This is a genomic window from Achromobacter sp. JD417 (genome assembly GCF_041879325.1).
Lineage (GTDB): Bacteria > Pseudomonadota > Gammaproteobacteria > Burkholderiales > Burkholderiaceae_B > Achromobacter > Achromobacter mucicolens.
The window spans coordinates 5,731,727-5,757,046 of record NZ_CP087159.1 but is presented as its reverse complement, the minus strand read 5'-3'; the positions used below and the strand labels follow the sequence as shown (position 1 = coordinate 5,757,046).

At 66.8% G+C, this 25,320-nt stretch carries 25 protein-coding genes and 2 tRNA genes; 11 read left to right on the top strand and 16 right to left on the bottom strand.

The genetic code is table 11. The features are described from left to right. Nucleotides 1-113: 113 nt before the first annotated feature. The 3 genes from LN047_RS26460 to LN047_RS26450 all read right to left on the bottom strand — a co-directional run bounded on the left by LN047_RS26460 (nucleotide 114) and on the right by LN047_RS26450 (nucleotide 906). Nucleotides 114-617 (bottom strand): 50S ribosome-binding protein YggL, encoded by a 504-nt coding sequence (locus tag LN047_RS26460; RefSeq protein WP_373980674.1) that lies wholly within the window; start codon nucleotides 615-617, stop codon nucleotides 114-116. A gap of 18 nt (nucleotides 618-635) precedes the next feature. Further along, nucleotides 636-711, bottom strand: a tRNA-Phe gene (locus LN047_RS26455). Between the two features lie 119 nt (nucleotides 712-830). Further along, nucleotides 831-906 (bottom strand) — tRNA-Phe (locus LN047_RS26450). 325 nt (nucleotides 907-1,231) lie between these two features. Between LN047_RS26450 and hemA the strand changes: the two genes are divergently transcribed. The 5 genes from hemA (at nucleotide 1,232) to LN047_RS26425 (ending at nucleotide 5,720) form a co-directional block, all read left to right on the top strand. Beyond that, a complete protein-coding gene (hemA, locus tag LN047_RS26445; RefSeq protein ID WP_056319920.1) occupies nucleotides 1,232-2,506 on the top strand; it encodes a glutamyl-tRNA reductase in 1,275 nt (424 codons plus the stop codon). An 85-nt stretch (nucleotides 2,507-2,591) separates the two neighbouring features. After that, the gene (prfA, locus tag LN047_RS26440) at nucleotides 2,592-3,674 is read left to right on the top strand and encodes a peptide chain release factor 1 (protein ID WP_056319917.1); all 1,083 of its coding nucleotides are present in this window, start codon (nucleotides 2,592-2,594) and stop codon (nucleotides 3,672-3,674) included. Nucleotides 3,675-3,684: 10 nt separating this feature from the next. Next, nucleotides 3,685-4,518 (top strand): peptide chain release factor N(5)-glutamine methyltransferase, encoded by an 834-nt coding sequence (gene prmC, locus LN047_RS26435; protein ID WP_373980673.1) that lies wholly within the window; start codon nucleotides 3,685-3,687, stop codon nucleotides 4,516-4,518. 308 nt (nucleotides 4,519-4,826) lie between these two features. Then, entirely contained in the window at nucleotides 4,827-5,153 is a 327-nt protein-coding gene (gene grxD / locus LN047_RS26430) for a Grx4 family monothiol glutaredoxin (RefSeq protein WP_056319914.1), read from the top strand. Nucleotides 5,154-5,159: 6 nt separating this feature from the next. Further along, nucleotides 5,160-5,720 carry a UbiX family flavin prenyltransferase gene (locus LN047_RS26425; RefSeq protein ID WP_056319911.1) on the top strand — a complete coding sequence of 187 codons (561 nt, stop codon included), beginning with the start codon at nucleotides 5,160-5,162 and terminating at the stop codon, nucleotides 5,718-5,720. Nucleotides 5,721-5,839: 119 nt separating this feature from the next. Here the strand turns inward: LN047_RS26425 and LN047_RS26420 are convergent, their stop codons facing one another. Beyond that, nucleotides 5,840-6,913, bottom strand: a complete 1,074-nt coding sequence (locus tag LN047_RS26420) for a tetratricopeptide repeat protein (protein ID WP_373980672.1) — start codon at nucleotides 6,911-6,913, stop codon at nucleotides 5,840-5,842. A gap of 172 nt (nucleotides 6,914-7,085) precedes the next feature. On the opposite strand from LN047_RS26420, the gene LN047_RS26415 reads away from it, so the two are divergent. Beyond that, entirely contained in the window at nucleotides 7,086-7,880 is a 795-nt protein-coding gene (locus tag LN047_RS26415; RefSeq protein ID WP_373980671.1) for a MetQ/NlpA family ABC transporter substrate-binding protein, read from the top strand. Between the two features lie 15 nt (nucleotides 7,881-7,895). Here LN047_RS26415 and LN047_RS26410 read toward each other — a convergent pair whose 3' ends face one another. Beyond that, nucleotides 7,896-8,858, bottom strand: coding sequence for a LysR family transcriptional regulator (locus LN047_RS26410; protein ID WP_312540929.1), 963 nt, complete (start codon nucleotides 8,856-8,858; stop codon nucleotides 7,896-7,898). Nucleotides 8,859-8,959: 101 nt separating this feature from the next. Here LN047_RS26410 and LN047_RS26405 point away from each other — a divergent pair, with 101 nt between their 5' ends. Together LN047_RS26405 and LN047_RS26400 are read left to right on the top strand one after the other, a co-directional pair. Next, nucleotides 8,960-10,057 carry a mandelate racemase/muconate lactonizing enzyme family protein gene (locus tag LN047_RS26405; RefSeq protein WP_279991248.1) on the top strand — a complete coding sequence of 366 codons (1,098 nt, stop codon included), beginning with the start codon at nucleotides 8,960-8,962 and terminating at the stop codon, nucleotides 10,055-10,057. 100 nt (nucleotides 10,058-10,157) lie between these two features. Then, nucleotides 10,158-11,150: a tripartite tricarboxylate transporter substrate binding protein gene (locus LN047_RS26400; protein ID WP_056319902.1), complete on the top strand. Its 993-nt coding sequence runs from the start codon at nucleotides 10,158-10,160 to the stop codon at nucleotides 11,148-11,150. Nucleotides 11,151-11,172: 22 nt separating this feature from the next. Here LN047_RS26400 and LN047_RS26395 read toward each other — a convergent pair whose 3' ends face one another. Genes LN047_RS26395 through LN047_RS26380 form a run of 4 tightly spaced genes read right to left on the bottom strand, consistent with a single transcriptional unit; the run spans nucleotide 11,173 to nucleotide 15,288 of the window. Continuing rightward, nucleotides 11,173-11,985, bottom strand: a complete 813-nt coding sequence (locus tag LN047_RS26395) for an SDR family NAD(P)-dependent oxidoreductase (RefSeq protein WP_373980670.1) — start codon at nucleotides 11,983-11,985, stop codon at nucleotides 11,173-11,175. Then, complete coding sequence (locus LN047_RS26390) at nucleotides 11,982-12,779, bottom strand: citryl-CoA lyase (protein WP_373980669.1); 798 nt, start codon at nucleotides 12,777-12,779, stop codon at nucleotides 11,982-11,984. The genes LN047_RS26395 and LN047_RS26390 overlap by 4 nt, the downstream gene beginning before the upstream one ends. Beyond that, complete coding sequence (locus LN047_RS26385) at nucleotides 12,776-14,281, bottom strand: class I adenylate-forming enzyme family protein (RefSeq protein WP_373980668.1); 1,506 nt, start codon at nucleotides 14,279-14,281, stop codon at nucleotides 12,776-12,778. Before LN047_RS26385 ends, LN047_RS26390 begins: the two co-directional genes overlap by 4 nt. 17 nt (nucleotides 14,282-14,298) lie before the next feature. Continuing rightward, nucleotides 14,299-15,288 (bottom strand): tripartite tricarboxylate transporter substrate binding protein, encoded by a 990-nt coding sequence (locus LN047_RS26380; protein WP_056319888.1) that lies wholly within the window; start codon nucleotides 15,286-15,288, stop codon nucleotides 14,299-14,301. A 102-nt stretch (nucleotides 15,289-15,390) separates the two neighbouring features. On the opposite strand from LN047_RS26380, the gene LN047_RS26375 reads away from it, so the two are divergent. Next, complete coding sequence (locus LN047_RS26375; protein WP_142052570.1) at nucleotides 15,391-16,185, top strand: IclR family transcriptional regulator; 795 nt, start codon at nucleotides 15,391-15,393, stop codon at nucleotides 16,183-16,185. Nucleotides 16,186-16,255: 70 nt separating this feature from the next. Here LN047_RS26375 and LN047_RS26370 read toward each other — a convergent pair whose 3' ends face one another. The 4 genes from LN047_RS26370 to LN047_RS26355 all read right to left on the bottom strand — a co-directional run bounded on the left by LN047_RS26370 (nucleotide 16,256) and on the right by LN047_RS26355 (nucleotide 20,333). Further along, nucleotides 16,256-16,801, bottom strand: coding sequence for a DUF934 domain-containing protein (locus tag LN047_RS26370; RefSeq protein WP_373980667.1), 546 nt, complete (start codon nucleotides 16,799-16,801; stop codon nucleotides 16,256-16,258). Continuing rightward, nucleotides 16,794-18,536: a nitrite/sulfite reductase gene (locus tag LN047_RS26365; RefSeq protein WP_128829100.1), complete on the bottom strand. Its 1,743-nt coding sequence runs from the start codon at nucleotides 18,534-18,536 to the stop codon at nucleotides 16,794-16,796. The genes LN047_RS26370 and LN047_RS26365 overlap by 8 nt, the downstream gene beginning before the upstream one ends. Nucleotides 18,537-19,132: 596 nt before the next feature. After that, on the bottom strand, nucleotides 19,133-19,324 hold the full coding sequence (locus tag LN047_RS26360; RefSeq protein WP_373980666.1) for a DUF2970 domain-containing protein: 192 nt from the start codon (nucleotides 19,322-19,324) through the stop codon (nucleotides 19,133-19,135). A 73-nt stretch (nucleotides 19,325-19,397) separates the two neighbouring features. Beyond that, entirely contained in the window at nucleotides 19,398-20,333 is a 936-nt protein-coding gene (locus tag LN047_RS26355) for a LysR family transcriptional regulator (RefSeq protein ID WP_175156481.1), read from the bottom strand. A gap of 231 nt (nucleotides 20,334-20,564) precedes the next feature. On the opposite strand from LN047_RS26355, the gene LN047_RS26350 reads away from it, so the two are divergent. Further along, nucleotides 20,565-21,899, top strand: a complete 1,335-nt coding sequence (locus LN047_RS26350) for a DUF3100 domain-containing protein (RefSeq protein ID WP_128829098.1) — start codon at nucleotides 20,565-20,567, stop codon at nucleotides 21,897-21,899. Nucleotides 21,900-22,081: 182 nt separating this feature from the next. On the opposite strand, the gene LN047_RS26345 is transcribed toward LN047_RS26350, so the two are convergent. Next, nucleotides 22,082-22,663 (bottom strand): hypothetical protein, encoded by a 582-nt coding sequence (locus LN047_RS26345; protein WP_280003360.1) that lies wholly within the window; start codon nucleotides 22,661-22,663, stop codon nucleotides 22,082-22,084. Between the two features lie 87 nt (nucleotides 22,664-22,750). Then, on the bottom strand, nucleotides 22,751-23,584 hold the full coding sequence (locus LN047_RS26340; RefSeq protein WP_373980665.1) for an oxidoreductase: 834 nt from the start codon (nucleotides 23,582-23,584) through the stop codon (nucleotides 22,751-22,753). A gap of 151 nt (nucleotides 23,585-23,735) precedes the next feature. On the opposite strand from LN047_RS26340, the gene LN047_RS26335 reads away from it, so the two are divergent. Beyond that, nucleotides 23,736-24,644, top strand: a complete 909-nt coding sequence (locus LN047_RS26335; RefSeq protein WP_373982185.1) for an AraC family transcriptional regulator N-terminal domain-containing protein — start codon at nucleotides 23,736-23,738, stop codon at nucleotides 24,642-24,644. A gap of 39 nt (nucleotides 24,645-24,683) precedes the next feature. Here LN047_RS26335 and LN047_RS26330 read toward each other — a convergent pair whose 3' ends face one another. Beyond that, the gene (locus LN047_RS26330) at nucleotides 24,684-25,283 is read right to left on the bottom strand and encodes a glutathione S-transferase (RefSeq protein WP_056319865.1); all 600 of its coding nucleotides are present in this window, start codon (nucleotides 25,281-25,283) and stop codon (nucleotides 24,684-24,686) included. Nucleotides 25,284-25,320 lie beyond the last annotated feature (37 nt).

Below are 25,320 nucleotides of genomic sequence, written 5' to 3'. Positions count from 1 at the left end.
CTTCGTGATTTGAAGGGAATATGCGATAGGCGGCTCCAAACAAAAAGCCCAGCCGTGTGTGGCTGGGCTTTTTCATTGCAGATATGGGTCGCGAGCTGCGCGTGGGTTAATGCCTATTCATAGCCGTAAAAGGCATCTCGGAATTCTCCCGCCTCGACTTCGGCGACTTCTGGGCGCTCCTTGAACCAGCGGACGACAGATTGCCGCTGTGCTTCAGTTGGAGATCCCACCGAGGTGAGCACCATGCCATCGATCCTGCCTCGACCGACGTAGCCGGCAAAGTAGAGATCGCAGCTTTCGATCCATGCGATGAACGCATCGAGCAGCGCATCGCCATCATCGATGTCGCTAACGAGCGACCCGCGAACTTCGAAAAGACAGTCTTGGAATTCACCGACGTGCAACTTCTTGCGCTGGCGACGGTTGAGCCGGCGCAAGCGGCCATTTACAGGGGCAGTCGATCGATATTTACGCACGGAGACCTCGCGGGCGTTGAAGACGGGGAGATGCGATGGAATTTGTACGCCGCAGTGCACGACCGCGATGTCGGCGTGGCACTCTCGCCCGCTAGCTATCGGGCAAGCAGCATCCCGAGGTGGGGATACGATCTCCGGCATGGCGAAGATCTGAATTTTTGGTGGCCTGGGGCGGAATCGAACCACCGACACAAGGATTTTCAATCCTCTGCTCTACCGACTGAGCTACCAGGCCAACGAAGTCCGCAACTATACACAAAATGTCGGGACAGGTGGGGCGTAACCTCCGCCACCAACAAAAAACCCAGCGCGAGGGCTGGGTTTTTCGTGGGAACCGAAGTTCCCGAATGCTTTTGGTGGCCTGGGGCGGAATCGAACCACCGACACAAGGATTTTCAATCCTCTGCTCTACCGACTGAGCTACCAGGCCAACGAAGTCCGCAACTATACACAATTTTTCAGGCTTGTGCCAGCCGGGCGGGCGTTGTGCCACTTTTTTCTGAACCGCACGGATTTCTCGGATCGCCCGTTACCGCCGACTGTTGGCTTCACGGCACGAAAAGGCGTCAACTGGCGGCAATCGGGGGCAGAAGTGGCCTGGGGATAACCCGCAGGAGTATAATCGTCAGCGGTTTTGTTGTTACAGCCGGATGCTTTCCCGCCTTTGACGCGAGACAAGCGGGCTGCGACACATTGTTCTTATAGTGGCAGTTCTTAACGCTTAGCCGCGGGTGGCTTTCCGCCATCCCTCACACATGTCGGTAGCTGTCCTTGCCTTCGGTCTGAATCACACGTCCGCGCCGGTATCGGTCCGCGAGCGCGTGTCCATGCCCGTCGATCTGGTCAAGCCCGCCCTCGAAGGCTTGCGTTCGGCGTTCGGCGGCTCTGTCCGCGAAGCCGCCATCCTGTCCACCTGTAATCGCACCGAGATCTACTGCGCGGCCGACGGCCACGTGGCGGATCAGTTGCCCGCCTGGCTGGCCGAACACAACCGCCTGGACGCCGGCACGCTGCGCCCGCACCTGTATCGCCATCATCAAGACGACGCCGTGCGTCACGCCTTCCGCGTGGCGAGCGGCCTGGATTCCATGGTGCTGGGCGAAACCCAGATCGTGGGCCAGATGAAGGACGCGGTGCGTGCCGCCGGCGAAGCCGGTTCCCTGGGCACCTTGCTGCATCAGATGTTCCAGCGCACCTTCTCGGTCGCCAAGGAAGTCCGTTCGCAGACCGCCATCGGCGCCGAGTCCGTCTCCATGGCCGCCGCCGCGGTTCGCCTGGCCGAGCGTGTGTTCGGCAATCTGGACCAGGCCCGCACGCTGTTCATCGGCGCGGGCGAAATGATCGAATTGTGTGCCACGCACTTTGCCGCGCAGCGTCCGCGCAGCATGGTGGTGGCCAACCGCACGGCCGAACGCGCCGAACTGCTGGCCAACCGCTTCTCGGCCAGCACGATGAAGCTGTCCGACCTGACCGAGCGGCTGTCCGAATTCGACGTCGTCGTTTCCTGTACGGCAAGCTCCCTGCCCATCCTCGGTCTGGGGATGGTGGAACGGGCCACGCGCCTGCGCCGTCACCGCCCGATGGTCATGATCGATCTGGCCGTGCCGCGCGACATCGAACCCGAAGTCGGGCGCCTGGACGACGTGTATCTGTATTCCGTCGACGATCTGGGCCGGCTGGTGCAGACCGGCACCGACGCCCGCCGCGCCGCGGTGGTGCAAGCCGAAGCCATCATCGAAACCCGCGTCCAGGGCTTCATGCACTGGATGCAATCCCGCGAAGTGGTGCCCGTCATCCGCGACCTGCACCAGGCCGCCGAAGACGTCCGCGCCGCCGAACTGGAACGCGCCCGCCGCCTGCTCGCGCGGGGCGAATCACCCGAAGCCGTGCTTGAACAACTGGCGCACGGCCTGACGCAAAAGTATCTGCACGGCCCGCTCGCGGCACTGAACCGCAGCGAAGGCGACGACCGCAAGCAACTGCTTGCCTGGATGCCGCGCCTCTTCCCCGGCCGCGACTCCCGCCGTTAGCGGCTCTGCCCCACGCCCCGCCTCATGGCGGGCGTTCGCTTTGTGGGCGCCCGCTTTTTCTGTCTTCTCCTTGGGTCTTCCCCTCATGAAATCTTCCATGCGCAGCCGGCTGGAGCATTTGTGCCATCGCCTGATCGAGGTCGATGCCTTGCTCGCCGAACCGGAAACCGCGTCCGACATGGACCGCTTTCGCAAGCTTTCCCGCGAGCGCGCCGAACTGGAGCCGGTGGTCGAAGCCTTCACCGCGTTCGCCCGCACCGAGGAAGACATTGCGACGGCGCAGGAGATGCTGTCCGAGCCCGACATGAAGGCGATGGCCGAAGAAGAGATCAAGACCGGACGCGGCAAGCTGGAAACGCTGGAAGCGGCGCTGCAACTGCTGCTCTTGCCGCGTGACCCCAACGACGGGCGCAGCGTGTTTCTGGAAATCCGCGCGGGCACGGGGGGCGACGAAAGCGCGCTGTTCTCGGGCGACCTCTTGCGCATGTACACGCGCTACGCGGAACAGCGCGGCTGGCGCGTGGAACTGATGTCCGAAAGCCCGTCCGAGCTGGGCGGCTACAAGGAAGTGATCGCGCGCATCGACGGCGACGGCGCGTATGGCCGTCTGAAGTTCGAATCGGGGGCGCACCGCGTGCAGCGCGTGCCGGCGACCGAGGCGCAGGGCCGCATCCACACGTCGGCCTGCACGGTCGCCATCATGGCCGAAGCCGACGCCATGTCCGAGATCGTCATCAATCCCAGCGACCTGCGCATCGATACCTTCCGCGCCAGCGGCGCGGGCGGCCAGCACATCAACAAGACCGATTCGGCGGTGCGCATTACCCACTTGCCGACCGGGCTGGTGGTCGAATGCCAGGACGACCGTTCGCAGCACCGCAACAAGGACAAGGCCATGCAGGTGCTGGCCGCGCGCCTGAAGGACAAGGAAGAACGCGAGCGCCAGAGCAAGGAAGCGGCCGAGCGCAAGAGCCTCATCGGCACGGGCGACCGCTCCGAGCGCATCCGCACCTACAACTATCCGCAGGGCCGCGTGACCGATCACCGCATCAACCTGACGCTGTACAAGCTGCAGCAGATCATGGAAGGCGACCTCGAGGAACTGACCGGCGCGCTGATCGCCGAGCACCAGGCCGAGCAGCTTGCCGCGCTGGGCGACGACATCTGAGGTCGACGCGATGACCGCGCCCCAGATCAAGAGCCTGCTGCTGGACACGCGCCTGCCGCGCCTGGAAGTGCGCATGCTGCTGGAGCACGTGCTGGGCAAGCCGCGCGCCTGGCTGCTGGCGCACGACACCGATGCGCTGGCGCCCGAGGTGGCGGCGGCGTACGAGGCCCTGGCGCTGCGCCGGCTGGCGGGCGAACCCATGGCCTACCTGCTGGGCCATCGCGAGTTTATGGGGCACCGGTTCCAGGTGACGCCCGACGTGCTGATTCCGCGGCCCGACACGGAAGTGCTGGTGGAAACCGCGCTGGAATGCATTGCTGGCGTCACCGGGCCGATGGTGCTGGACCTGGGCACGGGCAGCGGCGCGATCGCGGTGTCGATCGCGCTGGCGCGGCGCGACGCGCGCGTGATGGCGTCGGACGTCAGCGCGGCCGCGCTGGCCGTGGCTGCCGCGAACGCGTGGGAGTTGACCGCTGCCGTGCGCTTTGTCGAAGGCAGCTGGTACGAGGCCGTGCCGGCTGGCGAGGGCTTTGACCTGATCGTGTCCAATCCGCCCTACGTGGCCAGCGACGATCCGCATCTGGACCAGGGCGACCTGCGCTTTGAGCCGCGCGGCGCGCTGACAGATGGCGCGGGCGGGCTGGAAGATCTGGCGCGCATTGTCGAAGGCGCCAGCGCCCACCTGAAGCCCGGCGGCTCGCTCTGGATGGAACACGGCTGGGATCAGGCGGAGCAGGTACGCGACATGCTGCGCCAGGCCGGGTTTGCAGACGTGCACAGCCGGCAGGATCTGGCGGGGATCGAGCGGATCTCGGGCGGGCGCTTGCAGGTCGCAGGTGTCTGACACCCGCGATGCGCCCGTTCAAGGCATAGAACCTCTCGTCGGGGTGTCAGACACCCGGGCCTAGGTTGCCGCCCCATCACCCGGCTGTCTGACACCTTGGGCCTCCGGTGTCTGACACCCTGGATATGCCCGTTCAGGTTGCCGCGCCGTCACCCGGGTGTCTGACACCTTCCCGCGCAGCTCGCCTGGTCCGACACGTGTTGTTGCGTTTGCCCCGGATATACCGGTCCCGCGCCGGGGTAATCGGGCGGTTTTCCCGGCTGTACCTATAATTGAGCAATTCCGTTTTGCCAGTCCAAGAGACCACCATGAGCGACGTTCAAGAATTCATCCGTGAAACCGTTACCCAGCACCCCGTCGTGCTGTTCATGAAGGGCACCGCCCAGTTCCCGCAATGCGGGTTCTCCGGCAAGGCCATTCAGATCCTGAAAGGCTGTGGCGTGAAGAAGCTCGTCACGGTCAATGTGCTGGAGGACGACGAAGTCCGCCAGGGCATCAAGGAATTCTCCAGCTGGCCCACCATTCCGCAGCTGTACGTGTCCGGCGAGTTCATCGGCGGCTCGGACATCATGAATGAGATGAACGAGTCCGGCGAACTGAAGACGCTGCTGGAGCAATCCGGCGCCACGGCCTGACGCATCATGCGGCGGCTCGTCGTCGGCATCACGGGCGCCACCGGCGCGCTCTACGCGGTGCGCATGCTGCAGGCGCTGCGCAACGTCGAAGACGTCGAGACGCATCTGGTGGTGTCCGCCTCTGGCGTGCTGAACATCAAGCATGAGCTCGATGTCAGCCGCCACGACGTCTATGCGCTGGCCGATCATGTGCACAGCGTGCGCGACGTGGGCGCCACGCTGGCCAGCGGCGCTTTCCAGACCGCGGGCATGGTGATCGTGCCGTGCTCCATGCGCACGCTGGCGGCCGTGGCCCACGGCCTGTCCGACAACCTGATCACCCGCGCCGCGGACGTTACGTTGAAAGAGCGCCGCCGCCTTGTGATGATGGTGCGCGAGACGCCGTTCAATCTGGCTCACCTGCGCAACATGACGGCCGTGACCGAAATGGGTGGCATCGTGTTTCCGCCGCTGCCGGCGTTCTATCACCGTCCCGCGTCCATCGAAGAGATGGTGGATCACACCGTGGCGCGCGTGCTGGAACTGTTCGACATCGTCGTGCCCGGGCCGCATTGGGAAGGCACGTAGGCGCTAGCCTCCCGTCCTGACCAAGCGGGCAAGCCACGTAGGCGCTAGCCACCCCATCCGCAAAGGCACGCGGGCGCAAAGCCGCCCGCGCCGTCCCATCCCGGCAAGCCCCGCAGGCGCTACTCCACCAGGCCCAGCCCGTTCAACGCCGCCAGGTTTTCCGGCCATTTGCGCGCGCGCGCGTTCTGCAGTTCGATGCGCGCCCAGGCCATCCATCCGGCCCATTCGATGCGCTTGTCCCACGCCGTGCCCCAGGCCTGCAGCGCGGCCAGGCCGGCGGCAGCATGCTGTTCCGCGGCCTCGAAATCTCCTGACGTCAACGCCAGTTGCGCCAGCAGCAGGCGCGGTTCGCCGACCCACGGGTTGTGCTCCACCGCGGCTTCCAGCATGTGGCGGGCGCTGTCCATTTCGGTCAGGGGATGCATGCGCGTGATGACCTGCCAGTACAACGCGCTGGCCGCCGCTTCGTCGCGCGGGCTGAGCGTGGCGCGGCAATTGTCGAAGGCGGGCGGCAGCGGAATGCCGGTGTCCTGCGGCATGCGCGACAGCGGCGCCAGCAGATGCGACAGCATCGACAGGATGTTCGACGGCGGCTTGAGCGGGCCGGGCCACAGCGACGAGGCCCAGTTGGTCTTCAAGTCGCGGCGCTGCTGCTGCGGATAGCAGGCAAAGATCTCGTCTTGCCAGCTATGCCATTGCTCGCCCATGTCGGCGGCGGACACCACGGTGAATGCGGCGACCTGGCGCGGCGTGAACGTGAACACCTGCCCGTCGGCGCCTTCCAGCGTCAGGCCTTCCGGTCCCGTGCCCTGGCCCTGCAGGATGGCCTGCACGAATCGCGTGCGCGGCATGGCGCAAAAGAGGCTGACCCATTCTTCGGCTTCGGCGCCCAGCACATCGCGCAACGTGTTGCGCTCGCCTTCACGGTCAAAGAGCGTGAGGTCCACGTATTCGTTGCCGTACACGCTATGAAACAGGCCCAGCAGGCGAACCTCGCGCGGCTGGTTCCACAGCGCCAGCGTGCGGTAGACGCCCAGCAGGTGATGCTTGAACGTGCCGGCCTTGTGCCAGTCTTCGCCGGCGCTGCGCGCAAACAGCAGGTCGAGCAGGGCGGGCAGGTCGGCGTCGACGGCGGCGTAATGGTCAGCCAGCAGCGCGCGCGCATGCGGATGGAGTTCGGTAGTCGTGGACATGGAGGCGGGTGGGTTGATGAAAGCAGGCTCTATTGTGTCCGCATGCGCCGGCGCTGTCATCGCGGTGTTTATATCGAAATCCACATATCAATATGAATATTCATCGCTTCCGGTTTTGAGGCGGCGTCTCTAGAATCCGGGGTCTCATTACGACTACCTCTAGAGATCTCCCATGCGCCTTCGTCATTCCCTGGCCGTACTTGCCACCCTTATCGGTTTTGCCGGCACCTCGGCGATGGCGCAGGACGCCGAGCTGAAGGTGGGCGTCACCGTCGGTCCGCACGCGCAGATCGGCGAAGTCGTGCAGCAGGTGGCCGCCAAGGAAGGCCTGAAGGTCAAGCTGATCGAATTCAGCGATTTCATCCAGCCCAATGCCGCGCTGGACGCCAAGGAGCTGGACGTGAACATCTACCAGCACAAGCCTTTCCTGGAATCGCAGAATAAGGCGCGCGGCTACAAGCTGGTGCCGGTGGCGACGGCCGTCGTGCAGCAGATGGGCATCTATTCCAAGCGCGTGAAGTCGCTGGACGATCTGCCGCAGGGCGGCAAGGTGGCCATTCCGAACGACCCGACCAACGGCGCCCGCGCGCTGCTGGTGTTGCAGGCCGCCAAGCTGATCAAGCTGAAGGACGGGGTGACGGTGACGGCGTCGATCTTCGACATCGCCGAGAATCCCAAGAACCTGAAGTTCGTCGAGATCGAGGCCGCGCAGCTGCCGCACTCGCTCAAGGACGTGGATGCCGCCGCTGTCAATTCCGCCTACGCCATCCCCGCCGGCCTGTCGCCCTCCAAGGACGCGCTGACGCTGGAGAGCAAGGACGCGCCGTTTGCGGCCGTCGTGATCGCCGCGCGCGAGGACAACAAGAACGATCCGCGCATCGCGCGCTTCATCAAGGCCTACCAATCCGACGAAGTGAAGGCTTTCGTGGCCAAGCAGTTCCCCGGCGCTTACACGACCTCCTGGTAAGTCGTCCCGTCTGGTTCATGCGGCCGGGCGCGTGCGCGTCCGGCCTCGCGCGGTCTGGCGTTCGTCAGCCGCGGCCTCCCCGCGCGACAGCCACATGCGCGCCTCGTTCGCCAAGCCCTCCTGCAGCACCTGCGCCGGCGCGCTCATCGCGCGGTCGCGCGACCACACCACCGCCAGCACCGGGTCTTCCAGCGCCAAGAGGCGCCGCGCGGCCAGGCCCTGCCGTTCGGCGTAATGCGCGCCCAGGCTTTCCACGATGGCCACACCCAGGCCTTGCGCGGCCAGCGCGCACGCCGCCGATGATTGCGCCGCCTCGATGATGGGGCGATAGGGCAGGCCGCGTGCCTCCAGCGCCTGACGCGTCGCGCGCCCGGCGGGCAGGGCGGGGGCCAGCACGATCGGACCGGCTTCGGCGACTTCGTCGAGCGTCAACGTGGTCTTTCTTGCCCACGGATGGTCCTTCGGCATGACGGCATGCAGCCCCAGGGGCGCCAGCCGCAGGCTGGACACGCGGTCGATGTCCGGCGGCGAACCGATGATGATGCCCAGGTCGATGCGATGGTCCACCGCCATTTCGATGATTTCCAAGGCGGTGCCGGCGCGCACGGTCACGGCCACGGACGGATGGGCGCGGCGCACGCCGGCCAGGGCCGGCGGGAGCAGACTGGACGCCGCAATGGCGACGGCAGCGACATCCAGCCGTGCCAGCGCGCCCTGGCGGATGTCGACGGCCAGCCGGTCCACGGCCTCGATGCCGGCCAGCGCATTGAGGACTTCCGGGATCAGCGCGCGGCCCTGGCTGGTCAGGTGCAGCCGCCGGTTCTCGCGGCTGAAGAGCGCAAAACCCAGCCGCGTTTCCATGTCGCGCAAGAGCGCGCTGGCGGCGGGCTGCGTCATGTTGACCGATGCCGCCGCGGCGGTGACGGTGTCGTGCCGGTACATGGCGCGCAGCAGCAGGAGTTCTCGCCGGTTGAACATATGAAATTCATATGGAAATAGTCAATTCATCTATTTGACCATATGAACCGGCGGCCGCCAGAATAGCCCATCGCATTCTGCATCCCGACCTCCGCGCCGCCATGCCCGCCAACACCATCGTTTCCGTCACCTGCATTCCCTTGCGCCTGCCGTTTCATCACTGGAGCCCGTCGCCGCTGTTCGCCGGCCGTCCGCGCGACAAGCTCGACAGCGCGCTGGTGCGCGTGCAGACGGAAGACGGCACGGTGGCGTGGGGCGAGTCGTACTGCGTGGAGCCGCGCGCCTTGCCCGCCATCTTTGAAACGCTGATCGCCCCGCTGGCCTGCGGGCGGGACGCGGACGACGACACCTTGCTGCCGGGCATGCAGCGCACGCTGCACAACCTGGGGCGGTCCGGCCCCGTGGTGCACGCGCTGGCCGGGCTGGATATCGCGCTATGGGACCTGCGCGCCAAGCGCGCGGGCGTGCCGTTGTACGAACTGCTGGGCGGCAAACGCCGCGAACGGGTGCGGGTGTATGCGTCGCTGCTTCAGTACTACGGCAACGCCGAGCGCCTGGACGCGGTGACCACGCGCGCGCTGAACGAAGGCTATACCGAGATCAAGCTGCACGAGCGCACGGCCGATGCGCTGGCTGCCGTGCGCCGCAGCACGGGGCCGGGCGTGCCGATCATGGTGGACACGAACTGCGCCTGGCTGCCCGGCGAAGCCGAAGCCGCCATCGAGGCGATGCGCCCGCACGATCCGTTCTGGATCGAGGAACCCTTGTGGCCGCCGGAAGACGACCGCGCGCTGGCCCGCTTGAAGGATGCCTGCGGCATTCCGCTGGCGGTGGGCGAGAACGCCGCCAGCGCGACCGACCTGGAGCGCGTGGTGGACACGGAAGCGGCGCAATACGTGCAGCCCAGCGTGATCAAGCTGGGCCTGACCGCCGCGTGGCGCATCGCGCAAAAGTGCGCGGACACGCGCGTCGTGTGCGCGCCGCAGGTGGCGTTCTTCGGTCCCGGATACCTTGCCAGCCTGCACCTGATCGCCGCGCAACAGGCCGAGGTATCGCTGGAACGCCTGTATGTCGAATTGGCGCACGTGCCCTACGGGCGCAGCGTGCCCATCAAGGACGGCTGGGTCGACGTGCCGGACGCCCCTGGCTTGGGCGCGGACCCGGAGGCGGAACTTGCCGAGGGCCGCTACAGCAGCTGAAGCACACGCATCCGCTCCCACGCATCAGATACGAAAGACACACCGAAATACGAACCGGCCCTCAAGAGGTCGCACCGCATATGAACCTGGAGACAACCCCATGCATCCCTCACGCAGAGCGTTCCTGATCAATGGCGCGGCCCTGGCCGCTGGCGCCGCCGTGTTGCCGTGGTCTTTCGCGGCGCGCGCCGCGCAGTATCCGGACAAGGCGGTCCGCCTGACCATCCCGTATCCGCCGGGCGCGGCCACGGACACGCTGGGCCGCATGGCGGGCCAGGTGTTTGCCGAGGCGTTGGGCCAGCCCTTCGTCGTGGAGAACCGGGGCGGCGGCGGCACCACGATCGGCACGCGCGCCCTTGCGGTGTCGGCGCCCGATGGCTACACCATCGGCATGGTCGACTCCACGTTCACGATCAATCCCGCGCTGCTGGGTGAACGTCAGCCGTACGACGCCATCAAGGACTTCGCGCCGATCTCGCTGATGGCGACGGCGCCTTTCGTCATGGTGGTGCACCCCTCGGTCAAGGCGACGGACATCGCGTCCTTTGTGGCGCTGGCCAAGGCGCAGCCGGGCACGTTGTCGTTCGGGTCGGCGGGCGTGGGCAGCGGTCCGCATCTGGCCGGCGAGCAACTGCGCCAGCAGGCGGGCGTGGACGTGCTGCACGTGCCGTACCGCGGCGGCGGCACTGTGATCACCGACCTCTTGGGCGGCCAGGTGCAGTTCGGGTTTGCCACCGTGCCCACGATGCTTGAACACATCAAGGGCGGAAAGCTGCGGGCGCTGGCGGTCACCAGCCCGCAGCGCGTCAGCCAGCTGCCCGACGTGCCCACCTTTGCGGAAGCGGGCCTGCCGGGCGTGGACATCTCGCCGTTGTTCGGCCTGGTTGCGCCGGCCGGCGTGCCCGCGCCGATCATCGAGCGCCTGTCGCAGACGCTGGCCGAATCCGTGCAGCGCGGCGCGTTGCGGGACAAGCTGACGGGGATGGGCTTTCAGCCCGTCGGCAGCACGCCGGCGCAATTCGCGCAGCGCATCCAGGAGGACGTGGCCAAGTGGACGGGCGTGATCCAGCGCGGCAATATCAAGGCCGAGTAGGCGCGTCAGGCGTACTTGCCCTTCAGGCGTACTTGCCTGTCAGGCCGCCATCGACCAGCAGTTCGGTGCCGGTGATGTAAGACGCGTCGTCGGAAGCCAGAAAGGCCACCGCGTTGGCGACCTCCCAGGGCGTGCCCATGCGGCCCATCGGCACCTGCCTGTCGCGCGCCGCGCGGGCGGCGTCCAGGTCGTTGGCATCGAACATTCTGGCGACGTTGGTGGCCACGCGCGGGGTGTCGATCAGCCCGGGAATCACCGTGTTCACGCGGATGCGGTCGGCGGCATATTGCTGCGCGGCCATGCGCGCGAAGTGGATGACGGCGGCCTTGCTGACGCTGTACGCCAGATGCGGATAGCCGGTGTACCGGATGCCCGCGATCGACGACACCGCGACGATGGCCCCGCCGCCTTGCGCGCGCATCAGCGGGACCACCAGCCGTGTCGCGATCAGCAGGCTGGTCACGTTCACCTGCTGAATGCGGTCCCAGTCTTGCAGCGAGATGTCTTCGGGGCCGCCCACCTTGCCGATACCCGCGTTGGCCTGGAGGATGTCGATGCGGCCGAAGCGGCCCAGCGCCGCCTCCACCGCGGCCTGCATCGCAGCCGGGTCGGCCACGTCGGCCTGCACCGCTAGTGCGATGCCGCCGGCCGATTCGACTTCGTGCGCCGCGTCTTCGGCAGCGGTAAAGTTGGCGTCCAGCGCAACGACGGCCGCGCCCTGGCGCGCCAGCGTCACGCAACTGGCCTTGCCGATGCTCCAGCCGGGCGCCGACGTGCCCGCGCCCGCTACCAGCGCGACCTTGCCGGCCAGGCGCCCGCCGGATGCCGCCGTCATGATTGCCCGCCGTCTTGCTGATGGGACTGATGGGACTTGCCCTTGCCCACGTACGGAATGGCGTGGTCGATGGTTTCCCAGATAAACCGCCCGGAAGGGCTTTGCTGCTCTTCGGCAACGTGCGACACCAGGCCCGCCGCGCGCGAGATGACGGCAAAGCCGCGCATCAGGTCGGTGGGCACGCCGATTTCGCTGAGCAGCGCGGCCACGGCGCCCGTCGCATTGATGGTGATGTGCTTGCCGTACGTCTCGTCGATGGCGCTGGCCAGCCAGCGCAGGGCCTGCACGGACTCGCCGCTCAGCTCGCTTTCCGCCTCGGCCAGCGCCAGCAGCTTGATCGCGCGCGGATCGTCCGGCTTGTGCAGGTGATGCCCGAAGCCGGGCAGCGGGCTGCGCGAGGCGCGGTGCTCGCGTGCGATCGCCAGCGCCTCTGCGGGGCCGTCGGCAGCCTGCCGGATGCGGTCCAGCAGGCGCGAGCAATTCTCCATGGTGCCGACGAACTGGCTGCCCACGGCCATCAGCCCGGACGCCACAGCGCCCTGCAGGTTCTCGGGGGCGCTCATGTAGATCAGGCGCGTGGCGATCGCGCTGGGCGTCATGCCGTGTTCCATCAGCGTGACCAGCACGGCGTCCACGATGCGCATGTCCACCGGGCGCGCGTCGCGTCCCAGGATCTGCATGATCATCACCTCGGTGAAGGACTTCTTGCCGATCAGGTCTTCGACCAGGTCGACGTCGCGGTACGACATGCCGGTCAGGTGATGGGCGCACAGGCGGGTTTCGGGCGTGTTCATGGCGTCTCCTTCATTGCGGCGTCGCGCACCGCGTTCTTCAGCACCTTGCCCACGCTCGAGCGCGGCAGGCTGTCGTGGAAATGGATCTGCTTGGGCGTGGCCACCGGGCCCAGCAGCGTGCGCACGTGCGCCTTCAGTTCATCGTCGCTCGCTTGCGCGCCGGGTTGAAGCTGAACGGCCGCTTGCACCGCCTCGCCCCATTTGTCGTCGGGCACGCCGAATACCGAGCACTCGTAGACGGCTGGATGCGCGGACAGCGCGTTCTCGACGTCAACCGGGTAGATGTTGAAACCGCCAGTGATGATGACGTCGCGCAGCCGGTCCTTCAGGAACAGATAGCCGCGCGCATCGATGAGGCCGGTGTCGCCGGTGTGCAGCCAGCCGTCGACCACGGTTTCGGCCGTTTTCTCGGGCAGCCGCCAGTAGCCGGTCATGACCAGGTCGCCCTGGACCACCACTTCGCCGATCTCGCCGCGCGGCAAGAGCGTGCCGTCGGGCGCCATGATCGCCACGTCCGAAAGCGGCGTGACCCGGCCGACCGACGCGCGGTTCTCGGGCGCTTCGAGGTCGGCGGGGCGCAGCACGGTGACGATCTGCGGGGCCTCGGTCTGGCCGTAGGTCGTGCCCAGCACCGGACCGAAGAACGCGCGCGCGCGCTCGATTTTCTCGACGGGCATCGGCGCGCCGCCGTAGATCAGGTTGCGCAGCCGCGGGAAGTCCGCGCGCGACACACCTGGCTGCGCCATCAGCATGTAGATCAGCGTGGGCGGCATGAAGCTCAGCGTGCCGCCCCGCTCGCGAAACGCCGCCGTGATGGTGGCGGGCGACACGATATCCAGCAGCAGATGCGCGCCGCCTTGCGCCAGCACCGGCAACAGATACGTGCCCGTGCCGTGCGTGATGGGCGCGGACACGACATAGCGGTCGTCGGCCGTGAGGCCCCAGTTGAGGATCTGGTTGACGATGCCGGCGTTCCACGCGTGATACGGCTGCATCACGCCCTTGGGCAGCCCGGTGGTGCCGCCCGTGAACTTGATGGCCTGGGTGGCATCGCGGGGTAGAGCGTGCCGCAGCGGCGCACGGCCCGCGAAACCGGCCAACAGGCCATCCAGCGTCAGGTCTGCCGCCGTGTCTTCCAGTTCGACGCGACGCGCCGGGCCCACGGGCACGAGCGGCCCGCCCACGCCGTCCACGATCACGATGGTCGGCTCGGTGGCATCCAGGATGCGGCCGATCTCGCGCGCGGTGCTGCGGTAGTTGAGCGGCACCCACACCTTGCCGCTGGCCAGCACCGCCAGCAGCGCCAGGATGTGGCGCGCCGAGTTGCCGGCGCAGATGGCCACGCGCGTCTGCGGCGCCGGGTCCAGGTCCTGCAGGGCGGCCGCCAGCGCGCGGGTGTCGGCCGCCAGCCGCGCGTAGGTGACCTGCCCGTCGGGACCGTCGAGCGCCACGCGGTCCGGATGCAGCTCGGCCGCGCGGAAGAAAAAATCAATCGGGTACACCTTGGCTCCTTGGATCGCTAGTTGGCCTTGAGGTTGGCGCTTTTCACGACCGCACCCCACTTGTCGATTTCGCTGGCGATCTTCTTGGCAAAGGTCTCCGGCGTGTTGGGCGGTTGCGGCGGGAAGAATCCGCCCTGCTTGTACGAGGTCTGCAGGGCGGGGCTGGCCAGCGCCTTGTTCACTGCCTGATTCAGGCGGTCGATGACGGGTTTGGGCGTGCCGGCCGGCGCCACCAGGCCAAACCACGATTCCACGTCGAAGCCCGGCAGACCGGATTCGGCCAGCGTGGGCACATCGGGCGTGGCGGGCAGGCGCTCGGGCGAGGTCACGCCAATGGCGCGCAGCTTGCCCGCCTGCACGTGGGGCAGGGACGAGGGCAGGTTGTCGAACATGGAATCCACCTGGCCGCCCAGCAGGTCCGCCACCGCGGGGCCGCTGCCGCGATAGGGCACGTGCAGGATGTCGGTGCCGGTCTTCATCTTGAAGAGCTCGCACGACAGGTGAATGGACGATCCGCTGCCGGACGAGGCGCAGGTCAGCTTGCCGGGATTCTTCTTGGCATACGCGATGTACTCCTGCACGGACTTGATCGGCAGCTTGGGATTGACCACCAGGATGTTCGGAATGGTCGCCAGCAGGCCGACCGGTTCGAAGCCTTTGACGAAGTCGTAGTTCAGCTGGCTGTACAGCGTGCGGTTGATTGTGTTGGCGATGGACCCGACGTACAGCGTGTAGCCGTCGGGCGCGGCGCGCGAGACGATTTCTGCGCCGATGTTGCTGTTGGCGCCGGTCTTGTTCTCGACCACGACCGTCTGTCCCAGCTCTTCGGACAACGATTTGGCCATCAGGCGCGCCACGATGTCGGTGGCGCCGCCGGCGGCGTAACCGACGACGAGGGTGATGGGGCGTTCGGGATAGGGTTTGGCCGCCCAGGCGGGGGCGGCGGCCACGAGGGCGCCGCTCAAGGCCACCGCCGCAGCGGTCCAGCGCTTGCCGAATGTCTTCATTGTTGTCTCCGTCCTGTTTGTCTAATAATTGGACAGATCTCCGTCTGTCCGCCTTCATATTCGGCTTTGATGGAGGCCCTATCAACGCAAGGTGTCCAGAAATTGAACAAACCGGATTCCGAGGGTTCCGGTCCGCGCATCCTGCGGCGCGGGCTGAAGGTGCTGGGCGTGTTGCGCCAGGCCGGCGCGGCCGGCATGCACGTGGTGGACATCGCGCGGGCCGCCGGCATGCAGCGGTCCACGGTGTACCGCTACCTGGATGTGCTGGTCGAAGAAGGCTATGCCCTGCGCGAATCGGGCGCGCCGCGATGGCGTGTTGCCGAACTGGGCGTGATGATGGCCGGCGATCCGCACGCGCAGGCCGTGCGCAGCCTGCGGCCATTACTGCGCCAGATCAGCGATGTCAGCGGCGATTCGGCGTTTCTCATCTGCCGGGCGGCGAACGATTCGCTCTGCCTGCATCGCGAGGTCGGCAACTACCCGGTGCAGGTGCTGGCCGTGACGGTCGGGCATCGCCAGCCGCTGGGCGTGGGCGCGGCGGGTCTGGCGCTGCTGGGCGCGTTGCCTGCCGCCGAAGCCGACGAGGTCGTGGCGCAGAACGAGCAGGCGCTACGCGCCTATGGCGGCATGACGGTGGCGCAGATGCGGCGGCTGGTCGAGAACACACGCGGGCGCGGCTGGGCGGTGGTGGGCAACGCGGCGGTGCCGGGAGTGTTGGGCGTGGGGGTGGCACTGTGCGATGCCGGCGGGTATCCGCGGCTGGCGGTCAGCGTATCCAGCCTGATCAGCCGGATGCAGGCGCCGCGCCAGCGCAGCATTGCCGATCTGATCCGCGCGCAACTGGCGCAGAGCGGGTTCGGCATGCAGCTTGGGGCGTCGCCCGGCGAAGGGGACTGAGGCCGCAGGGGGCCTCGTTCAGGCGGCCCGTTTTTGCTACCCGTTTTTGCGACCCGTTTTTGCGACCCGTTTATGCGGCCGCGGGCGTGGGGACGCGGTACGTTTTTTGGTAGTGCACCGTGAACGTCTTGAAGGCGGCCAGCGCCTTGTGCGGATCGTGTCCAGGCTTGACGAGAAAGCTGTCAAAACCCACGCGCGCCTGGTAGTGGATGGTGTCGATCATCACGTCGCCCACCGCGCGCAGCTCGCCCTGCCACTGGTAGCGCGTGCGCAGCAATTGGGCCAGCGAGTAGCCGCGGCCATCGGTGTAGACCGGAAAGTCCACGGCGATGAAGGCAATGCCTTCGGGATGCAGCACGCCGTCTGCGTCCGCCAGATCGGTCAGGTCGGCATCGGGGCCCAGCAATACCGCCACGGGGTGCTTGTGGCGGCGCAGCGTGGCGCGCGATGTCTTCCACACGCACAGCGGGACGATCCAGCCGGGCTCGTCGGCGGGCACCTGGCCTTCGGCCGGCACTTCGGGCTCGGGCACGAAGGGGCGCGACGTGTCGGCCTCCAGCTTGCCGTTGCGGATCAGGTGCGGGCCGGGCGCGTCGTGGGCGTAGATCTCAGACATGGGCGGGCTCCGCGTGCTGCGTGGGTTTGGCGAAGGCAGGGTCCGCGTACACGTCCTGCTTGAAGGGGTCGATGCCGACGCGGTCGACCACGTCGATGAAGCGCTCGGCCTCGCTGTCGCGCAGGCCCAGGTAGGTGCGGATTAGGCGGTCGACCACGCCGGGCACCTGATGGCGCGCGAACGACGGGCCGATGATGCGGCCGATGGCCGCGCCGCCGCCGTGCGTGGATTCAAGGTCGGGCAGCGGCTTGGCGGCGCCGTTCTGGCGGCCGCCCACCGTGACCTGGTACCACTCCTCGCCGGCTTTATCGACGCCGAGGATGCCGATGTGGCCGACGTGATGGTGGCCGCAAGAGTTGATGCAGCCCGAGATGTTCAGGTCCAGCTCGCCGATTTCGAACAGGTAGTCCAGATCGTCGAACTGGCGCTGGATGGCTTCGGCCACGGGAATGGAGACGGCATTGGCCAGCGCGCAGAAGTCTCCGCCCGGACAGGCGATGATGTTGGTCAGCAGGCCGACGTTGGGCGTGGCGAGGTTCAGGGCCTCCAGCTTTTGCCACAGCTCATGCAGACGCGAACGGCGCACGTCGGCCAGGATCAGGTTCTGTTCGTGCGACACGCGCAGTTCGCCATAACCGAAGTCGTCGGCCAGGTCGGCCACGGCGTCCATCTGGTCCGCGGTGATGTCGCCCGGCGGCACGCCGGTGGGCTTGAGCGACACCGTGACCGCCGCGTAGCCGGCGACCTTGTGCGCATGCACGTTGGTGCGCAGCCAGCGCGCAAACCGCTTGTCGCCCGCGGCCAGCGCGGCGGTGTTGTCGATGTCCGCCGCGGCGGCGGCATCGTGCTGCGGCCAGACGAAGCGCGACTTGATGCGGTCCACGAATTCCTGCGTGATGGTGTCGGGGCCGCCCTTGATGCGCTGCCATTCTTCATCGACCTGCTGCGCGTAGACCTCGGGCGTCAGGTCCTTGACCAGGATCTTGATGCGCGCCTTGTACTTGTTGTCGCGGCGGCCATGCAGGTTGTACACGCGCAGCGCGGCTTGCAGATAGGTCAGCAGGTGCTGCCATTCAACGAACGGATTGATCAGTTTGCCGACGATGGGCGTGCGGCCCAGGCCGCCGCCGATCCACACGCGGAAACCCAGCTTGCCGTCGCGTTCGACCGCCTGCAGGCCGATGTCGTGCACGCCCACGGCGGCGCGGTCTTCCACGGCGCCGCTGACCGCGATCTTGAACTTGCGCGGCAAAAAGGCGAATTCCGGATGCAGCGTGGACCACTGGCGAATGATCTCGCACCAGATCAGCGGATCGACGAGCTCGTCCGGCGCGACGCCGGCAAAGTGATCCGTGGTGGTGTTGCGGATGCAGTTGCCGCTGGTCTGGATGGCGTGCATCTGCACCGTGGCGAGCTCCGCCAGGATGTCCGGCACGTCTTCGAGCTTGGGCCAGTTGAACTGGATGTTCTGACGGGTGCTGAAATGCCCGTAGCCGCGGTCCCATTTGCGCGCGATGTGCGCCAGGGTGCGCAACTGGCGCGACGCCAGCAGGCCATACGGAATCGCAACGCGCAGCATGGGAGCGTGGCGCTGGATATACAGGCCGTTCTGCAGGCGCAGGACGCGGAAATCGTCCTCGGTAAGCTGGCCGTCGAGAAAGCGGCGCGTCTGATCGGCAAACTGCGCGACACGCTGCTCGACAAGCTGTTGATCGACGGGGTCATACACGTACATGTCTACTGCCCTTGAAATCTTCTCGGTCTGAACCCCGGAACGGGGCAGGCGCACGGCGCCGGACAAACGGGATTCATAACCGTAACAGGCAGCCGTAAAGACCGTCTAAGTCATTCTGGTAATAAAGAAATAATGCCCCCACGCCGCGCGCGCTTCGCGCGCTAGCTGCCCCCCGAGGGGGCTGCCCCGCCTTCGGGCGGCCGGGCGGCGGGGCGGCTATCAATGCCCCCACGCCGCGCGCGCTTCGCGCGCTAGCTGCCCCCCGGGGGGGCTGCCCCGCCTTCGGGCGGCCGGGCGGCGGGGCGGCTATCAATGCCCCCACGCCGCGCGCGCTTTGCGCGCTAGCTGCCCCCCGAGGGGGCTGCCCCGCCTTCGGGCGGCCGGGCGGCGGGGCGGCTGTTTTTGCGGAGGCCGGGCGCTACGCCCTTTGCAAAGGTCGGCTGCCGGAGGGGCATGGTTTATGCGTGACGGGTATTTTTGCAAAGGATGGGTTTTCAGCCTTTGCGGGAAATCATCTGCACCGATGCCGTACAGCGGCGCCGTCGTTGCCTATAGATAGTCGCAACTGGCCCGGCCGGTGCTCGCCGGCGACGCGGCTACAGCGTCGCGTTCACCGCCCACCGCGCCACGAACACCAGAATGATCACCAGGCAGGCCGCGAGCAGCAGGCCGGTGGCGATGAGGGGGCCGGGTTTGTTGTGGGCGATGTCGGCGTCGTAGCCGCGGCTGCGGCGCACGCCGAAAAAGGCCCATAGCACGGAGCGGACCGTGCGCAGGAAACTGAGCATATACGCCTCCGGGCAGATTCTTGACCGTCCACTGTAGACGTTGGACTGCGGCGCAGACAGAGGCAGATCCGGTTCAACCGACCGTATCAGTTGGCGCGGCGGCATGCGCGCCGATGCCGCGCACGATGTGGTCCAGCAGTTCGCGCGCGGCGGGCGAAATGTGGCGGCCGGCGCGGCTCAGGACGTGCAGGCTGCCCTGATTCAGGATGGGATTGGCCAGCGGCAGGCTGGCCAGCCGCTGTGCCTGCATGTCGGCGGTGACGGCGATGGGGGGCGTGAGCGCGTAGCCGATGCCGGCGGCCGCGAATTGCCACAGCGCCTTGAAGGACGAAGTGGTCAGCACGTTGTGCAGCCGCACCTGCTCACTGATCTCGGCGGCCTGGATGTGCTGGCGCACGCCAAAGCCTTCCTGCATGGACGCGCCGGGGTAGTCGGCCAGGTCGGTCAAGAGCAGGGGGCGGCGCAGCCGGGTCAGCGGATGATCCTGGCGCACGATGGCGCGTATCGGTTCGGGCCGCGAGTAATGCGTGCGCAGCCGCGCGTCATTGGGCGGCTGGAACACCAGCCCGATGTAGGCGCGGTCGTCGACGATGCGCTGCACGATCTCGGAGGTGCGGGCCACGTCGATGTCTAGCGTGACTTCCGGGTGGCTACGCCAGTAACCCGGCAGGACGCGGTCGAACATGAGTTCGACAAAGCCCTCGCCCAGCACCAGATCGATGTGGCCGCGCTCAGCCTTGCGCAGGCTGTCGATCTCGGAAAAGAAGCTTTCCTGGATGTCCTGCTGGCGCTTCACGTAGCGGGCAAGGATGTGGCCGGCATCGGTGGGCACCAGCCCGCGGCCGCGGCGCTCGAACAGCGCCATGCCGCAGTCGCGTTCCAGCGCGGCGATGGCGCGGCTGACGGCGGACGGATCCATTTCCAGCGCTTCGGCCGCGCCGCGCACCGAGCCCCGGCTCATGACCTGCATGAAGTAATGCGTGCGGCGGGCGTCGAGTTGTTCATCCATGGCGGCGGCTCCGGGCGGGAATGCGGCGGATTTTCCACGCGCACAATTAAGGGTTTACCCTTAACGAACGCTGTCCCGTGCAAAAATTTCCCAGGAAAAGGCAATTCGTTGCATTTTACGCAACGTTTCTCGGCGGCGGGTGTCATGGTTGCCCGCCAACGGGCAGAGCGAAAATTGCGCAGTCCGAACCGGCGCGCCCGTTGCGCGCCGTTCGTCATCAGGGGAAAAACGATGTCTCATGCCAGCGCCAGCCTGGCCTTGCCTTCCATGCCGCTATCGGGGCGCGTGCGCATGCTCGCCGCCATCCTGCTGGTGGTCGTCATCTCCGAAGCGATCGGCAGCGTGACCTTCTCGGTCGGTCCCGGCAAGATCGTCCTGCAACCCATGCTGTGGGCCATTTTCATCGGCGCGGTCGTGGCGGCTTTCGGTCAGCGGCTGCCGTCCGGCATCGGCATCGACAAGGCCATGCAGACCCGCATCAGTGGCTACCTGCAATATGCGTTGCTGCCGTTCCTGGCCAAGCTGGGCCTGATGGTCGGCGGCGCCTTGCCGCAGGTGCGCGAGGCCGGCTGGGCGCTGGTGTTCCAGGAGTTCGGCCACTTCTTCGGCACCATGGCCATCGGCCTGCCGCTGGCGCTGCTGCTGGGCATCAAGCGCGAAGCGATCGGCGCCACGTTCTCGGTGGGCCGTGAGCCCAGCCTGGCGATCATCGGCGAGCGCTACGGCATGAATTCGCCCGAAGGCCGCGGCGTCATGGCCGAATACATCACCGGCACCGTGATCGGCGCGCTGTTCGTGGCGCTGATGGCCGGCTTCATCACCAGCCTGAACATCTTCGATCCGCGCTCGCTCGCCATGGGCGCAGGCGTGGGCTCGGGCAGCATGATGGCCGCCGGCGTGGGCGCGATCGCCTCGCAGCAGACGCCTGAAATGGCGCATCAGGTGGCTGCCCTGGCCGCCGCGGCCAACCTGCTGACCACCGTGGTGGGCGTGTACTTCACCCTCTTCATCTCGCTGCCCACGACGATCTTCCTGTACGGCAAGCTGGAGCCCGTGCTGGGCCGCTTCTCGCGCGGCAAGAACGAGGCCGTGGTCGACGACAGCGTGTCGGAAGACGTGCCGGCGCATGGCGCGAAGATGGGCTTTGGCGACCGCCTGACCGCCTACGTCATCTGTGGCCTGTTTGCGTTGGTGGGCAACCGCCTGGGCTACAACGTGCCGTTCGCGGACGCGTTGCCCGGCATGGGCATCATCGTGCTGCTGGTCGTCATCACTGACCTCATCCTGCGCGTCGTGCCCAAGCTGCCGGCGGTGTTCGTGCTGTCGCTGATCGCCATGACGGCCGGTTGCCCTGGCGTGCTGCCGTACTCGGACCAGATCATCGCAATGGTCGGCAAGGTCAACTTCCTGCCGTTCACAACGGTCATCCTGGCCATGGCCGGTCTGTCGATCCTGAAAGACCTGCCCGCCTTCCGCAAGCTAGGCTGGAAGATCGTGGTGGTGTCGCTGGCCGCCAACGCCGGCACCTTCATGGGCGCCACGATGATCGCGGAATTCTTCCACTGATCGGTCTTCGCGCCATGATAAAGCCGCCTTTATAGGCGGCTTTTTTCATGGGCCAGCTTGGGGGCGGTGTCAGACACCCGTCGAGACGCCGTCGCCCACCGACGGGCATCTCTTTTGGGTGTCTGACACCTGGGTCAGCGCAAGGATCCTTCGGGTGTCTGACACCTGGGGCAGCGCGGGAATCAGGGCGCGGCGCCGGGCCGGTAGCGCGCGTTGTCGGTTGCGTTTTCGGTGGGGCCGATGTTGGCCACCGCCGGAACGGCAGCGCTGGCTGCCTTCATGACAGCCGCGGCCTGCAACTCGACTTGCGGATTGCCCATGGCGACACGATAAGGTTGCAGCGGCGCCAGGCCTTCGATGGTGCCCCAGTCGTTCGCGGCCTGGGCGCGTTGGGCCGCCGGGTCGGGCCGGGCGGCAAAGTCTTCGACCGCGCGCCGCATGCGGGCGTCCGCGTACAGGTCGCGCAATTCATCGACGTTGATGGCCGGGGCGGCAAGAGCGAGGGGTGCGGCCGCGGGGTCCGCGTTGTCTCTGACGCGCGGGGCGTTTTGCTCGGCCCTGGCCAATTTGTCGGCCTGGGCGCGTTCCAGGCGCTGGGCTTCGCGGGCGGCCTGGGCCTGGGCGGACCGCTGCGCCTGGCGGGCCGCGAAGTTCTGCGCGGCGCGTTCGGCCTCCCAGGCGGGGCGGTTCTCATCCAGCATCGAGACGCGCGCCGGAAAAGGCGCGGCGACGTGCGGGATGGCGGAGATCGCAGAAATGGCCATGCGGGCGCTCCTTGTCGTGATTGACCTTTGGGTTGGTCTGTCAGGGGAGATGCAAGTTCACTGTAGCAAAGCCTTCTGCGAAAGGTTTTATCCATCTGTGGATTTCGTAACCGTCTCCCACGCCGCCAATTCCTCCCGCAAGGCGGCCAGCTTGCCCCTGACCAACCCGAGCGCATCGCTGCCCAGCAGCAGGTGCGCGGGCGGATGATCGGCGGCGATGGCCGCCAGCATGGCGCGCGCCGCCTTGCGCGGGTCCCCCAGTTGTCGGCCGCTTTTCTCTTCGCGCGCCTTGCGGATGGGGTCGAAGATGGCGTCGTAGTCCGCAATGGCGCGTGGGGTACGTGTCATGGATCGGCCCGCCCAGTCAGTGCGGAACGATCCAGGCGCCACGGCGGTCACGGCGATGCCCAGCGGCTGCACTTCCTTGCCCAGGGCTTCGGAAATCCCTTCCAGCGCGAACTTGCTGCCGCAGTAGTACGCGATCCCCGGCATGGTGATGTGACCGCCCATGGACGTGATGTTCAGGATGTGGCCGCGCCGGCGCTGGCGCATGAAGGGCAGGACCGCTTTCATCATCGCGACCGCGCCAAACACGTTCACGTCGAACTGGCGGCGCATTTCCGACAGCGGCGACTCTTCCATCACGCCTTCGTGACCGTAGCCCGCGTTGTTGACCAGCACATCGATGGCCCCGACGCCGGCTTCGATATCGGCCACGACGCCGTCGATGGCGTCGAAGTCGGTGACGTCCAGGACGCGCCCGATGGCCGCGCCTGGGGACAAGGCCTCGAAGGCGATCCGCGCGGGGTCGCTGCGCACGGTTCCAACCACCCGATGGCCGGCGGCCAGGGCCTCCTCGGCCAATGCGCGGCCGAAGCCGCTGCTGACGCCGGTGATGAGCAGGGTTTTGGGGGAGGTCATGGAGTCGGCTCCAAAGTCAGTGGAGAATGCATGGTAGTCTCGCAAAAACGCGCGGATAAGCCGTATTCCGCTACTTATCTTGCATAGAACTATGAACGCGATTTCCCCGGCCGCGGACGGCGCGGCAGGCCCCGCTCTTGCCGAGAGCCGCATGGCCGAGCTGCTGCGCGGCTTGGCGCCCCATGAGGGCTACAACCTGACGGCGTTGCCCAGCGTGCGCGTGCTGCGCGCCAACCGCGCGCTGGCGCGCACGCCCGTGCTGTATGACCCCGGGATCGTGATCGTGTGCCAGGGCAGTAAGCGCGGTTATTTCGGGGATCGGCTTTACCTCTATGACGAGCAGCACTACCTGGCCGTCTCCGTCCCGGTTCCTTTCAGCATGGAGACTGAAGCCACGCCCGAGCGGCCGCTGCTGGCGCTGTACCTGCACCTGGACTTTGCGTTGGCGGCGGAGCTAGCGTCGCAGATCGACGGCGCCGGGCATGCGGCGCCTGTCCAGGCGCCGCAGAGCATGATGTCGACCCCGATGGATGAAGCGATGCGTGCGTCGGTGTTGCGCTTCATCGAGGCCATGGCCAAGCCGTTGGAAGCCGCAGTACTGGGAGCGGGCCTGCTGCGCGAACTCTATTTCCGCGTGCTGACCGGCCCGCAGGGCAGTTCGATGCGGGAAGCACTATCGCTGCGAGGGCAGTTTGGCCGTATTGGCAAATCCCTGCGTGTCATCCATGCGGAGTATGCCCAGCCGCTGGATGTCACCAGGCTGGCGAATGAGGCGGGCATGAGCGTGCCGAGCTTTCACAGCCATTTCAAGGCGGTGACGCAGGCGTCTCCGATGCAGTACGTGAAATCGACCCGCCTGCACCAGGCGCGCCTCTTGATGGTGCGGCAGGACCTGACGGCCGAGACGGCGAGCCAGGCGGTGGGCTACACGAGCCCGTCCCAGTTCAGCCGCGAGTTCAAGCGCCTATTTGGCCTGACGCCAGCGGCAGAGGCGCGGCGCATGCGTGAAGGCTTCGCCATACCAGCCTTCGCGCAAGCCGCGTTCGTGTCGTCGCATTGATGCCGTGGCACTTACCGGCGCAGAACGCCGGCGGGCGGATCAGGGCTTGGTGGCCTGCATCGAGGGGCGTTGGCTGAAATCCTCGTACCAGGCAGCCGTGGCCGGGTGCGAGGCGCGCCAGTCCAGGTCAGGGAAGCGGAAGTCCAGGTAACCCAGCGCGCAGCCGATGGTGACGGTGCCGATGTCCAGGCGGCCTGCGAGGCCCGCGGCGTTCTTCTCGATGAGCGCAAGGCCATCGCGCACCTTGCCCAGCTGGCCCTCGACCCAGCCATCCCAGCGCAAGGCCTCGGGACGCAGCACGGTCTCGTAGCGCGCCAGCAGCGCCGCGCCCAGCATGCCGTCGGCCATTGCCTGCTCGGTCAGCACGGGCCAGCGGGCCTTGCCGGCAGGAAAAAACGATCCGCCGCCCAGGTCGTTCAGATACTCGCAGACAACGCGGCTGTCGAACAGCGCCTGGCCTTCATCGGTGATGAAGGTGGGCACCTGGCCCAGCGGATTGCTCGGGATGATGGTCTGGTCGCGGGCGACGGGACCGGCGGCGCTGGGCAGCTTTTCAATCCGGTCGGCCAGGCCGAGTTCGTGGGCGATGACCATGCACTTGCGTACGAAGGGCGAAGCGGGCGAGAAGAAGATTTTCATGGGGTTCCCTGTCGGTGAGAGGCGTCAGTGTTGCGCA